The organism is Pseudomonas sp. NBRC 111139 (assembly GCF_001753955.1).
In the GTDB taxonomy this organism is placed as follows: Bacteria; Pseudomonadota; Gammaproteobacteria; order Pseudomonadales; family Pseudomonadaceae; genus Aquipseudomonas; species Aquipseudomonas alloputida.
Genome location: NZ_BCBP01000014.1, coordinates 61,409 through 74,956, shown reverse-complemented (window position 1 = coordinate 74,956; position 13,548 = coordinate 61,409). Strand labels below are relative to the sequence as shown.

Sequence of the window (13,548 nt, the reverse complement as noted above, 5' to 3'; positions counted from 1 at the left end):
TATGAGTACAGTATTCAGGTGAGCCATGATTCCTCCAGCACCGCAAAAGGGCCGTGGCACGGCGCACAACCCACACAACCGCTTTGCCCCTGGTCATTCGGTGGCGGAAGATGATGGCTGGTACCAGGAAGTGCCGCAAACCCAGGGTACCGAGGTGCGGATCGAGACAGCCAAGTCGGTGATCAGCCGCAACACTTCACCCGACCTCCCTTTCGATCGCTCCATCAACCCCTACCGTGGCTGCGAACATGGCTGGCTATGCTGTGTGAATGGTGCCGCATTTTTGTATTTAGAATATTTTGTTAGAATTATGGCATTAGGACAGTATGCTAATATCCGCAATCGTTATGCTTAGTAATGTCCCACATGGAAGGGTGATAAATGAAAGTTGATTTTTTAGCAAAAATTCTATTTTTAATGATGCTGGGTCAACATGCTTCGGCAGACGTGGTATGTCCAAAGACTGAATACGACAGTGGCTATCAGAAAAAACTACCAATAGTAGACGTTGATGAACTTATAAAAAGGAATGTCCCACTGTTTGATGGGGGACAAATTAAATGCCGTGTAGGGATGAATTATAAAAATTTGAGCACCAACGAACGGCTTCGCACGGAGACTGGTGTTTACAAAGGCATAAAGTATCGCATCTATTACAGCGACGGTAGCGGCACAATTCAAGGTGATAAAAAAAGCACATTAGACACTATCAAAGACCTACATGTAACGAATTGGAGCACAAGGTGTAAGAAAGACGGGATGGATGACACGCACTGGTGTGCAATCGGTAAGGATAGTGTTTCCATCGGTATATGGAAAAATGGTTCGCACTTTATAAGCGTAGGTAATGACCATTTTCCTTCGTCTAATATTACTCTCCGGGTAGACCAAAATGCCCCTATATCGGCTACTGCCGAAAGTGGATATACAGATAAGCAAATAGAGATGCTTATTGCTCAACTAAAATCGGGTAAAAGCGTCCTGTCACGCTATCAAGAATGGCCGTATGAGACAAACAAAGATAAGGCAATCGACTTGTTTGGCTTTTCCGAAGCATGGGAAATGTTGAACGTAATTTACAATGCTCCAAATCAATAGCCGATATTGGTGCGGTTGGCCCTATACCCGGCAAGCTCAATTTTTATGCTTGAACTTGTTCAAGTGTAAAAGTTGAGCACATATAATTTATAAGTGAAATTAGTACTAAACCAAAAACAGGTCTTCTTCGACCTAAGAACTCATCTTCGCTCTGCAAGCATTAAAATGCTTTTTCAAAAAAAATTCCAAAATTTTTTATGGTTTTATGGCAAATTATTGATATTTCAATTTTTCCGACTATCAAATAATGGCTTAAATACGGCAAGAAACACTGTCAATAGCAAAACAAAAATAAACTTATAGTCCGACCTTATTCACATTTACCGGTCAACTCTATTCGCATTTTACTTAATTACATTTTGCAACTAACCACCCGAATAAAAATCATCGACACACTTAAAAATCGCTCCCAGTTTAATTTCATCAAAAAACGTGGGGGGTAGGCCACCTACGAGAATGAAAATTTTCAAACCCTACCACTCGATTTCAAAATAAAGCACAACTTACAAAAACGACCATAAAACTCAGTATTTCAATTAATTGATATTAGGGTAGCGTTAAATGCTTACCCACTCTAAAAACGCTATTTGCGTGAGCTGTATTTTTCAAAGCATTTCGTTGCTTTTCTAAAAGCGAAGCTACCAGATGCTTTTGACTTTATTCCCAGTTCAACCCGATAGGGCAAGGGACTTTGATTTTGATTTCAATCTTCAAAGTGTTAGACATCCGGCAGCAAACCACTGAAAAACTGCGTTTTATGATTTGTTTCGCTTCGCTTCTCAAATCTGCGAACTTCGTTCGCCTTTCCCAGATGGTTTTAGCCCCGGATGGGGCGTGCTCTGCTGAACTCAAAAAATGAAATTTGAAATCAATAAAGGTATTTTAGAGTAATTAGTAGTATTTAAAGGTATTTAAGAGGGTTGTTTTATGCTTAGAATACGCCATTTTTTAGGCCCATATATGTGGCGTTATATGTATATATATGTGGCGTTCTATGTTGATATGTGTGGCGTTCTATGCAGACATATGGGGCGTTCTATGTGGATGCATGTGACGCCCCGCATAAATACATGTGGCGTTATATGTAGCATTAAAATGCTATTGATATATGTGGCGTTATTCTATTGACATTTATCAATGCCGTGCTTTTATATATGTATACAAACAATAAAAGGAGCACCAATGGAGCTAATATTCAACCAGCATGAAACCAACAAAAAGATTTACGCACAAGATACATATATGACATTCGCCAAGTCAATTCTTCACTTGCCTATATTTCAATCAGTAAAAAACTCGAAGAGCCCGAGAGTCATACTCAAAATTGCAAGGCTTTATGCATTTGAAGACGTTGAAATGGACTTCATACCACTATCCGTTGATTTCGATTTTGATGTTTTCTATTACATCCTGCAAATGAAGTTAAAATCGGATAAACTAACATTCACTATAAACATGAAGAAGTTCATGAAATTCCACAAGGTTCATCCAAGCAACAAGAAGGTTTACATAGAAAAACTAAGAAAGTCTTTGAAGAGCATGATGAAATTCTATCTTGAATTTAGATATGATTCCGTCACTTACAAGTGCCATTTGTTGAATAATGTTGTGGAGGATGCAAACGATAAAGAAAACACTGTAATTACGTTTAATAGAGAGTTTGAGAACTTCTACAAGCATGACACTGACTTGATATTCAATTTTAAGTTTGATGAGTTCAAAGAAATAAAAGGCGATTATGCCAAGGCCCTATATATGTTCTACCTAACTAATAGATTTGATGATGCAGTTATTTTCAATACTAGCGACATAATAACAAGATTACAAGCAGGAACATCGGTAAAAAATGAAGCGTTAAGAAGTATAAAAAAAGCACACGACGAACTAATAAGTATTGATTTTTTGAAGCGTGTAGAACCGATTAAAGACGGCAGGGAATTGGTTGCTTACAAGGTCGAGTTTAAGAAAAGAAGAGAGAAGCCACTGCCTGAGCCAAAAGAAAAAGAAATAAACATCACTGATGACTTATCGTTATGTGATGAAGAACTTCCTTTTTAATTGAATTATGCAATACAAAAAAGCCCATAGGGCTTTATTTTTTATCCGGTTGGATTTGTATCTCTGGCTTAAATCTTGTGTTGTATTTCATTGATTTTTTAAACTCACTATCAAGCTCGTTGGCAAGCTTTGGATTTCTATCTTTTATCTCATCGTGAACCCTATATAGTTCTTGCCTCAAATAGTATTGTGTTCGCTCATTGGCAGGTTTTGAATGAACATAATCACGGTGTGTAGCATCCCATTTTCTATGACCTGCAATGTCATTACTGCTGTTACCAATAAAGTGTTTTCTTTCGATGCGGCTCACTATATCTGCCATTTCATCACATAGCTCGCTGGTGTCATAAGTGGAATAGTCGCCATCAATCTTGTGATTTTCAGGCTCTGCAAGCGGCTCTGGTGTCATCGGTGTGTAAAGGTCACTCGCTATAAGCTCATCTGGTTTAGGTGGCTCTATGGCTTCCGTAGGAGCTTCTGCGACTGGTATATGGTTGGGGGTTTCAAACTCTCTCATCAACTCATCTATCAAGTCGTCATTGGTGGCTACAACCTGCTTTGTAGTCTCTGGCGGTTTCTCTGATGCGTTTTGAACGGGTGTAGGCATGACAGGTGGAGCAATAGGCTCAACTGGTTTAGGTGCTTCAACGGCCACCGTAGGGGCTTCGGGTGCTGGTTGTGGTTTAGGCTCTACCTTCTTATTCATCGAAGCATATTGCTCCTGAATTTTCTTCAATTCTTCTAAATCTGCTGGTGTAGGTTTGTAGCCTTGGAAGGAAACGCCTTTTTCTTCCATCTTCATTAACTTGGCTTCTATCCAAGCATTTCGCCTGAACTTCTCGGAGCCTGATACCGTGATGACTGATGGTGGTGTTGTGTCAGCCATAAGTCTTTGTAGACCGGCTTTCGCTGACTTTCTTGATGTGTCATTGAAAAGCACCTTGGACGGGTCTTTGTAATACTCAAAAGCTTTTTTGCTGTTGTATGTGTTATAGAAATATTCAACCTTGTCATTGTGTTGTTCATATTTGAAGCTGGTCATCAAGGTTGATTTCGAGTGAACCTTACTCATAAAGTCAGGTTGTGTATTACTGGAAAGCAATGAACACTCTTCAATCTGTTTTTTCACCTGATGCTTTTTAGATAAAGTTTTTTCGAACTCTTCATCTTCTCCGAGCTTTGCTTTTAAAGTCTTATAGGAAAGGTTTAATTCCGACGCTTTGAATATCTGGTCATCCAACTGAATAGAGAAAGATGTTTTACCATTATGAATGACATTAAAGCCATTCGCGGTTATCTGGTTTATAAAGTCGGAAGGACTTGAAGATTTATCAATATAAGGCTTTAAAGCCTCTTTCATCTGTGTTTTATTTGAGGGTATACCGCGAACATCAAGCATTCTTTCATTGGACGATGGTAGCTTTTCGGAATACTTCTTGTTAATTGCCTTGGCCGCTGCTCTTTTTTTAACAGCCTCACTTTTTCCTTTAAGGTCTGGATGGTTGTTCAACTTATCCATGTCGGTGGCAATTCTGTTTTTTGGTTTAATCAATCCATGTTTGTTTTCTAATTTGTCACATTCTCTTTCTATCACTCTATAATCATGGTCTTGCTTGTAGGTTTTTCCATTCTTATCTCTAACAGCCCAGACTATGTGGACGTGCATTTCATTAGTATCATTGTGAACGGCCATAAAGTATTTGCGATTAGAAAGGTTATGCGTTTTCTCATAAAGCTCTTTGGCAATCTGTAATGCTTTCTGTGGGTTCATATCATCATTAGTGTGAAAGCTAACAATGTCGTGATACGTTCTTACTTTTTGAGTAGAGCCTATTGTTCTATTGCTATTGTGAAATTTGACATCATCGTCAATCTCACTTGAAAATCTATTGACTAAATCTTTCTTGGATGTTGTCGGACTATGCAACAGGTCAGTTTCAAAAAGACAACATGCTTCGTCTCTTAGAATGTAATTGACAATTTTTTTTGTTCCTCTTTTGTTCTGTTGGCTGCTCACATATTTCCTAATCATTTTTCTCCTGTGCTTATGTTCTTCTCTATTTTCTTGTAACGTTTTTGCTCTCTTATATATGTGTTAAGTAGCTTGTAAGTTTTTTCAATTTCTTCTATTGATTTCCAAAGGCTGGCAGGAACAACCTCGTTACTGTTCATGTGCTTGGCTATCTGGTTCAGGTTGTTGAACGGCTCTTTGAGTTTAGTATCAAACTTGTCAAACAGCTCTTTCAATACAGGGGATGTTATTTCTATGGTTTGGCCAAATCCATCATCAATAATTTTTTCGATTATCTCATTTTTGTTTAAGTCCAATTCAGTCGCAAGACGATTGAATTTTTCAAAATGTTCATCCGTTGTTCTAAACGTGAGGGACTTGGCACGTTTCCTATTAGGTATTTTTTTTGGTTTTTGTGTGTCTTCTGTATTCATGTGATTAACTCCTTGATTGGTCATTATTAGGGTGGCATTCCACCTGCTTTTTATTTTCTAAACGAAGTGAAGAAAATCGAGCAACAATGGTAATCCACGAAGTGGCATTCCATTGTTATTGCTCGCATGTATATAGAATGCTTACTAATGTTGTAACATATATTTTAATGTTTTCAATGGCTGGTGGAGTGCCATCTGAAAAAGGAAGTGGACTGCCACGACAACAAACAAAAAAGGCCACCTCAAAAGGCAGCCTTCAAAAGCAATCTGGTGAAAACCTAAGCATCTGGATTGATATAGTCCTTGTCATAATTATAGATGGTTGTGAAGTCTTCGTCGGGCACAAAGTCTTTTTCGTATTCAAGAACGTTGCCATCGCCACCAACAAGCCTCACGATTTTGTTAGTGAACTCTATTTCCATTACAGTATCTAAGAAGTCAATGCGAATATGTTTGATGATATTCTTCAATTCATTATTGTAGGAAACTCGTTTCGCTACTGCTTCCTCTGTTTTGTCATAGATGATTTTTTCAATATCAATATCTTTTAAGTCATAGAAAGATTTGAATGATGAGAAGATTTGTTCAAGCTCTTTTCTCTTGTCTTCGATTTCTACATCAATGCTGGTGGTGGAGTTTTCTAGTTCAATGATGATTTCATTGTAAGTCTCCGAAATGGCTTCGCCATCCATAATCATTGCTTTGATTTTAGATTTGAAGTCATGAAGCCTGATGTTGATTATGTTTCTGTTGTTCTCCAACTTCATAATTGAGTTTTTGACTTCATCGGCGTTTGAGTTTTCTTCTAATAATGTGCCGATATTTATTCCATCGGTGAAGCGAAAAAACATATTGAATAGTTTTTTACCACGAATGGATTGCTGACCAAAATGACTATTCAAGTCACACTTGCCGGTCATGGAGTTTGTGCAAATGAAATAATCCCTTTCTCCTTTGTTCATATACCTAATGGTTCCACCACACCACTTGCAATAGATAAGGTCACGAAAGACGTTATATCGTTGATTTGAGTATCTTCCGGAGAAAGGCTTTCTTGACTTAATGACCGACTGAGCTTTTAAGAAAAGTTCCTCATCTATAACAGCTGGGTAATAGTTAGGGATTGGTTCCCCTTCATCTTTTCTCATAAGCTTTCCATTTTCATCGTAATGGATTTTTTGCGGACTATGCTCTCCGATTAACTTTCTATTACTCAATAGGTATTGAGCTTGATGAATAGCAATTTTCTCAATGAATAGTTGATTATATTCTTTGGTTGCTTCTTGCAGACCTTTCGACAAAGAAAGTTTGAAAAGCGTTCTAATTCGTTCGACTTTTTCTTCATCAATGATGAAAGTGTTGTTTTCAACTTTCAACCACGTTGGAACTTTTTTAGTGACTATTTCACCATCACGCATTTTCTCACGATTATATTTCCAAGCCTTACTTGAAAAATCGCTTTTCCGCTTGCTCTCTGCGTTAGCTCGTCCAAACTCTACCTGTGCATTAATCCAGTCGCCAACATCAAGGTTATCTGCGTCATAGACCTTGTTTCTATCAAGGATGACAATCTTGATGCCAGAAAATAAAAGGTCTGTAAAAATCTTATTACTACGAACAATCTTGTCTCTTGACAGGCGGTCGAAGTTTTCAATTAGCAGGTAGGAACCTCGTTCGATTTCACCTTTTCTGACTTCTTGAAGGAACTGTCCGAGCACACCCTCAGCACTGGCATTTTTACCGTGATAAGCAGACGTTCCGGCGTCTTCAAGGTGTCTGTCTACCTCCAAGCTATGCTTGGACACGAAAGCGTCTATAAGCTCATTCTGGCGTGTTCTGGTGCTGCCATCCTCCTGACGTGTAGATGAGAATCGAACGTAGGGATAACATTTTTTGGTCATTTTTTGAGCAGCCAGAAACAATGGAACGTATAGCCTAGCATGTCTGTATCTACTGCTATGCCCGCCCCTCACACGCCTACTGGGACCTTTCTCCCGGCCTGGATTTCGAGACCAAACTGATTGCCAAGACCAACGCCGCCGAGGTGCTGGCACAGCAATTGAGCAAACCGGGCTACGTGTGCGCGCCGATCAATCTGGGCTCCAACACCGACCCGTACCAGCCGATTGAGCGGGAACAGTTACTGACCCGGCGCTTGCTCGAAGTGTTACTGCGTTTTCGTCACCCGGTGACCATTGTCACCAAGGGTTCACTGGTGCTGCGCGACCTCGACCTGCTGGCCCAGATGGCCCGCCAGCGCCTGGCACGAGTGATGATCAGCCTGACCACGCTGGACGACGGCCTCAAGCGCGTGCTCGAACCCCGAGCGGCCTCACCCGGTGCGAGGTTGAGGGCCATCCGGGTATTGCGTGAAGCGGGCGTACCGGTGGGTGTTTTGTGTTCGCCGATGATTCCGATGATCAACGACAGTGAGCTGGAACGCCTGCTGGAGGCGGCGAAGGAGGCCGGTGCGCAAAGTGCGGCGTACATGATGCTGCGCCTGCCGCTGGAGGTGGCGCCGTTGTTTGAGCAGTGGTTGCAGGATCATTACCCGCAGCGGGCAGCGCATGTGTTGAGCCTGATCCGCCAGAGCCGTGGTGGCGAGCTGTATGACAGCCGGTTCGGTGTGCGCATGCGTGGTGAAGGGGTGTTTGCCGAGTTGCTGGCGCAGCGCTTTGCCAAGGCAATGAAACGGCTGGACTTCGAAGGGCGCGAGGCGCAGGCGCTGGATTGCTCGGCGTTCTGCCCGCCGGGTGGGCAGATGGCGCTGTTCTGACATGAACCCGCCCCACCAAGGGCTGCGCATTGCTCACAACGCAACTAATAACAACCAATAATTGCGCTAATACATATTGGCAGCTGATGTTTTTTTGCTATTATCCAGTTCCCGCCTTTTTCATCTGGAACGCCCGTTCTAGAGCCTTCGAATTAAGTTTCAGTTAAGTTTTCCCCGCTAGCGTAGGTAATAAGTCCGCAGCGACTGTGATCTATGGCCCGTGCGTGTCATCTAAAACCCTGCATAGCCTGAATCTTTCACCGGTAAAATGGATTTACCTACACACCGTCAAGAGGATGAATCATGCCCGTCAAGGACCCATCCAAGGTCGTACCGCAGGTCCCCGCGGAAAGCGCCGATGCTGCCCTTAAGCACATCGTCGACGGCTTCCTGCGCTTTCACCATGATGTTTTCCCAGATCAGCAAGAGCTGTTCAAGAAGCTCGCCACCGCGCAAACACCACGCGCCATGTTCATCACCTGTGCCGATTCGCGCATCGTTCCCGAGCTGATCACCCAGAGCTCGCCAGGCGACCTGTTCGTGACCCGTAACGTGGGTAACGTGGTACCGCCTTATGGCCAGATGAACGGCGGCGTTTCCAGCGCCATCGAGTACGCCGTAATGGCGCTTAAAGTTCACCACATCATCATCTGTGGCCACTCTGACTGTGGCGCCATGCGTGCGGTACTCAACCCGCAGTCGCTGACCAAGATGCCTACCGTTGGCGCCTGGTTGCGCCACGCTGAAGTGGCCCGCACCGTGGTCGAGAACAACTGCTCCTGCGGCAGCGAACACGAGACGATGCAAGTGCTGACCAAAGAGAACGTCATCGCCCAGCTGCATCACTTGCGCACCCATCCTTCGGTGGCTTCGCGCCTGGCAGCCGGTGAGCTGTTCATTCATGGTTGGGTGTACGACATCGAGACCAGCAAGATCGAAGCCTACGACGCCGCCAGCGACAGCTTCCTGCCCTTGGCCGCGGGTGAACCCGTTCCCTGCGCCACTCCGAGAGGCCGCTACTAAGCGACCCGTCCGCCGCTAGAACCTTGATAGCCGGCTGCACCCTGCAGGGGTGTGGCACGGCATTCGGCTGCCTTGAATTCCCTGACTGCCCTGCCGGCGTGCTCGCTGGCGGCCCGCGCCTGCGCGCTTGTCAGGGGCAAACGTGCCCACGGCCAGGGGAATGGCCGTGCGACTAGAGAAAGGAGAAACACGGTGAACATTACACAGTTGAAAGCGGCCCTGCCGCGTGAGTTGCTGGCGTCGGTGGTGGTCTTCCTGGTGGCCCTGCCGTTGTGCATGGGCATTGCGATCGCTTCTGGCATGCCGCCGGCAAAAGGCCTGATTACTGGGATTATCGGCGGCATTGTCGTCGGTTTCCTTGCTGGGTCGCCGCTACAGGTCAGCGGCCCCGCTGCCGGTCTGGCGGTACTGGTGTTCGAGCTGGTACGCCAGCACGGCATGGCCATGCTCGGGCCAATCCTGTTGCTGGCCGGCCTGTTGCAGTTGCTGGCCGGTCGCTTGCGCCTGGGCTGCTGGTTCCGCGTGACCGCGCCGGCGGTGGTTTACGGCATGCTCGCCGGGATTGGCGTGTTGATCGTGCTTTCGCAGGTGCATGTGATGTTCGATACCGCGCCGCAACCGTCGGGCCTGCAGAACCTGCTGGCGTTCCCGGCAACGTTGTCGGCAGCCCTGCCACAGGAGAGCACCGGCGCTGGCTGGATGGCCGGTGCGCTGGGCCTGGGGACCATCGCCATCATGTGGGGCTGGGAGCGCTTGCGGCCGCAGCGGCTGCGTTTCGTGCCGGGTGCATTACTCGGCGTGGCCAGCATGACCGCTATCAGCCTGTGGCTGGCCTTGCCGGTGAACCGCGTGCAAGTCCCGGCCGACCTGTCCGAGGCCATCGACTGGCTTCGTCCGGCGGACCTGATGCAGCTGGCCGACCCTGCCCTGTTGGTCGCCGCTTTTGCCCTGGCGTTCATTGCCAGCGCCGAAACCTTGCTGTCGGCCGCAGCAGTGGACCGCATGCACAGCGGCCAGCGCTCGGACTTCGACCGCGAACTGTCGGCTCAGGGCATCGGCAATATGCTGTGCGGGGTGCTGGGTGCCCTGCCGATGACCGGGGTAATCGTGCGCAGCTCGGCCAACGTCCAGGCCGGGGCGCAAACCCGGGCCTCGGCAATCTTCCATGGCTTGTGGTTGCTGGCCTTCGTGGTGGCGCTGAGCAGCGTGCTGCAGCAGATCCCGGTGGCGAGCTTGGCGGGGGTGTTGGTATTTACCGGGGTCAAACTGGTCGACTTCAAGGCGTTTCGCGGGCTGGGCCGTTATGGGCGCATGCCGATGTTCACCTACGCGGCGACTGCGCTGGCGATCATCTTTACCGACCTGCTGACCGGTGTGCTGCTGGGCTTTGCCCTGACCTTGCTGAAGCTGGCGTTCAAGGCGGCGCGGCTGAAGATCAACCTGGTGAGCCTGGCCAAGGATGGGCACATGGAACTGCGCCTCAGTGGCGCGGCGACCTTCCTGAAGGTGCCGGCGCTGACCCAGGTGCTGGTTACCGTACCGGCGGGCACCACGCTGCATGTGCCGCTGGGGAACTTGAGCTATATCGACCACTCGTGCCTTGAGTTGCTGGAGGACTGGAGCCGCAGCAATTCTGCCAATGGGTCACGGTTGCTGATAGAGCAGCGGCGCCTGAAGCGTCGGATCGAGGGGCGGTTGCGGACTACAGCGGGGGCTGGGGCGTAGGAGCGGGTTTACCCGCGAATACGGTAGCGGCGGCAACGGTGATCCGCGGATGGAGATTGGCCAGCAGGGCCGGCCCTTTCGCGGGTGAACCCGCTCCTACGACGGCCTGTGGCGAACCACCGATGCATGTGCGTAGGAGCGGGTTTACCCGCGAATACGGTAGCGGCGGCAACGGTGATCGGCGGGTGGAGATAGGCCAGCAGGGCCGGCCCTTTCGCGGGTGAACCCGCTCCTACGACGGCCTGCGCCGAACCACCGATGCACCTAGGCCGTTACAGGTCTATCAGGCCGGCTGACCCAGCTCGACACCCAGTTGGCGCGACAGGCACGGCCAGCGCTTCCACGCCTCGCCAGTTGCCGGGCTGCTCAGCTTCTCTCGATAAGCCTCCACCGATTCAACCGCAAAGCTCTCGTCATTGAGCATTTCGTCGACCGAGTGGTGCACCACTTCATCCAGCTGGTTGGCAAAGCTTTCGCCAATCAACTGGTGGGCAATCAGGTTGGCGACCGTGGTGTCGACCGGAATCAACGGCTGCTGGAAGTAGCGAATGTACAAGTCATTCACCTCCTCCACCAGGCGGTGCGCCAGGTAGGCTTCATCCAGCAGGCAGTCCAGGCCTACATGCCCTTGCATCACGCTGGGCGGCTGCAGGAAGTAGGCTTCGGCAATTTTCAGTACAGGTTTGATCTGCGATTCGATCCCGGCTTCGCGGGCGACCTCGTGGGCGGCCTCCAGCAGTTCCGGAACCTGATCGATGTAGGCGCTGACGAAGCGCGCCAAAGTACCCTGGGCGTCCTGCTCAGGCAGTTGGATCGAGGGGTGCAGATGGGGCAGTTGCAGCTCGAGACGCTGTTTCAATTGGCCGGTCTGGCCTTCATGTTGATGGGCTTGGCTTACCTGCTCGCGTACAGCAGCGATGTTCATGACAACTCCAGGGACATTACGTTTCAAACGGAAGACACTAAATTAGCTCGGTATACAGAATACCTAAGACGTATTTGTTATAAACCGCGCAAACGTGTGCTATGTCTGGCATAACCAGATGCCATTATTTAGCCATGACCTCTCAAGCGCGCGGTTTTCAGGCTATCTGGCTATTTCGTGAAGTTCATTTCACAGGCTTCATTGCGTGCCATTGGTCGCTGTCTATACTCCCGGTGAACGTGATTCGTTGATGAGGCCCGACTGCTTTTAGCAGGGGCTCGGTCGTCGAAGCCATGCAGTCTTGACCGCCGTTCCCTCTTGCCGCAGGCCACGCCTCCGGGACAACAAGAATTAGAAGGGGAACCCGCAATGATGCGACATCCACATGTCTGGATGGGCCTCCTGTTGTGGTCGGTTTTTGGCCAGGCAAACGCCGCCTGGACCGTGAACATGCACCCAGGGGCGACGGAAGTCTCCAACGCCGTCTTCGACCTGCACATGACCATCTTCTGGATCTGCGTGATCATTGGCATCGTGGTGTTTGGCGCGATGTTCTGGTCAATGGTCATCCACCGCCGCTCCACCGGCCAGCAGGCTGCGCATTTCCACGAGCACACCTGGGTGGAAATCCTCTGGACGGTAGTTCCCTTCCTGATCCTGGTGGCCATGGCCATCCCGGCCACCAAGACGCTGATCGACATCTACGATGCCAGCGATTCGGACATCGACATCCAGGTCACGGGGTACCAGTGGAAATGGCACTACAAGTACCTGGGCCAGGACGTGGAGTTCTTCAGCAATCTGGCCACCCCCACCGACCAGATCCACAACAAGGCGCCCAAGGATGAGCATTACCTGCTGGAAGTCGACCAGCCGCTGGTGCTGCCGGTGGGCGCGAAAGTGCGCTTTCTGGTCACTGCTGCCGACGTGATCCACTCCTGGTGGGTGCCAGCCTTCGCGGTCAAGCGCGACGCCATCCCAGGCTTTGTCAACGAAGCCTGGACCCGGATCGAAAAGCCAGGCATCTACCGCGGCCAGTGTACCGAGCTGTGCGGCAAAGACCACGGCTTCATGCCGGTGGTGGTCGAGGTCAAGTCCAAGGCCGATTACGACACCTGGCTTGGCGAGCGCAAGGCTGAAGCCGCCAAGCTCAAGGAGCTGACCAGCAAGGAATGGACCCTGGAAGAGCTGGTGGCGCGAGGCGACAAGGTCTACCACACCACCTGCGTGGCCTGTCACCAGGCCGAAGGCCAGGGCCTGCCGCCAATGTTCCCGGCGCTCAAAGGCTCGAAGATTGCCACCGGGCCGAAGGAAGGCCACCTGAGCATTGTCTTCCATGGCAAGCCCGGCACGGCCATGGCCGCTTTCGGCAAGCAGCTGTCGGAAGTCGACATCGCTGCTGTGGTCACCTACGAGCGCAATGCCTGGGGCAACAACAAAGGCGACATGGTGACGCCGAAGGACGTGCTGGCGCTGAAGCAGGCAGAAGCCAAGTGAA

General features: G+C 48.7%; 9 protein-coding genes and 2 pseudogenes. 7 read left to right on the top strand and 4 right to left on the bottom strand.

The genetic code is table 11. The features are described 5' to 3' along the window. Nucleotides 1–25: 25 nt before the first annotated feature. The 3 genes and pseudogenes from BJQ17_RS29535 to BJQ17_RS00415 all read left to right on the top strand — a co-directional run. A pseudogene (locus tag BJQ17_RS29535) lies at nt 26–265 on the top strand (radical SAM protein); the annotation flags it as partial. Nucleotides 266–381: 116 nt separating this feature from the next. Further along, the gene (locus BJQ17_RS00420) at nt 382–1,098 is read left to right on the top strand and encodes a hypothetical protein (protein ID WP_070095353.1); all 717 of its coding nucleotides are present in this window, start codon (nt 382–384) and stop codon (nt 1,096–1,098) included. A gap of 1,182 nt (nt 1,099–2,280) precedes the next feature. Beyond that, entirely contained in the window at nt 2,281–3,156 is an 876-nt protein-coding gene (locus BJQ17_RS00415) for a RepB family plasmid replication initiator protein (protein ID WP_070095352.1), read from the top strand. A 34-nt stretch (nt 3,157–3,190) separates the two neighbouring features. Here BJQ17_RS00415 and BJQ17_RS00410 read toward each other — a convergent pair whose 3' ends face one another. The 3 genes from BJQ17_RS00410 to BJQ17_RS00400 form a co-directional block, all read right to left on the bottom strand. Further along, on the bottom strand, nt 3,191–5,173 hold the full coding sequence (locus BJQ17_RS00410) for a relaxase/mobilization nuclease domain-containing protein (protein WP_175442700.1): 1,983 nt from the start codon (nt 5,171–5,173) through the stop codon (nt 3,191–3,193). A gap of 11 nt (nt 5,174–5,184) precedes the next feature. Continuing rightward, complete coding sequence (mobC, locus tag BJQ17_RS00405; protein WP_070095350.1) at nt 5,185–5,601, bottom strand: plasmid mobilization relaxosome protein MobC; 417 nt, start codon at nt 5,599–5,601, stop codon at nt 5,185–5,187. Nucleotides 5,602–5,879: 278 nt separating this feature from the next. Beyond that, a complete protein-coding gene (locus BJQ17_RS00400) occupies nt 5,880–7,502 on the bottom strand; it encodes a recombinase family protein (RefSeq protein WP_083284998.1) in 1,623 nt (540 codons plus the stop codon). Nucleotides 7,503–7,540: 38 nt separating this feature from the next. On the opposite strand from BJQ17_RS00400, the pseudogene BJQ17_RS00395 reads away from it, so the two are divergent. The 3 genes and pseudogenes from BJQ17_RS00395 to BJQ17_RS00385 form a co-directional block, all read left to right on the top strand. After that, a pseudogene (locus tag BJQ17_RS00395) lies at nt 7,541–8,377 on the top strand (PA0069 family radical SAM protein); the annotation flags it as partial. A 303-nt stretch (nt 8,378–8,680) separates the two neighbouring features. Beyond that, nucleotides 8,681–9,400, top strand: coding sequence for a carbonic anhydrase (locus BJQ17_RS00390; RefSeq protein WP_003253046.1), 720 nt, complete (start codon nt 8,681–8,683; stop codon nt 9,398–9,400). 192 nt (nt 9,401–9,592) lie between these two features. After that, the gene (locus BJQ17_RS00385; RefSeq protein ID WP_070095348.1) at nt 9,593–11,125 is read left to right on the top strand and encodes a SulP family inorganic anion transporter; all 1,533 of its coding nucleotides are present in this window, start codon (nt 9,593–9,595) and stop codon (nt 11,123–11,125) included. Nucleotides 11,126–11,408: 283 nt separating this feature from the next. Here the strand turns inward: BJQ17_RS00385 and BJQ17_RS00380 are convergent, their stop codons facing one another. Then, nucleotides 11,409–12,050 carry a hypothetical protein gene (locus BJQ17_RS00380; protein ID WP_064615135.1) on the bottom strand — a complete coding sequence of 214 codons (642 nt, stop codon included), beginning with the start codon at nt 12,048–12,050 and terminating at the stop codon, nt 11,409–11,411. A gap of 369 nt (nt 12,051–12,419) precedes the next feature. Between BJQ17_RS00380 and coxB the strand changes: the two genes are divergently transcribed. Then, complete coding sequence (gene coxB, locus BJQ17_RS00375; RefSeq protein ID WP_003253039.1) at nt 12,420–13,547, top strand: cytochrome c oxidase subunit II; 1,128 nt, start codon at nt 12,420–12,422, stop codon at nt 13,545–13,547. Nucleotide 13,548 lies beyond the last annotated feature (1 nt).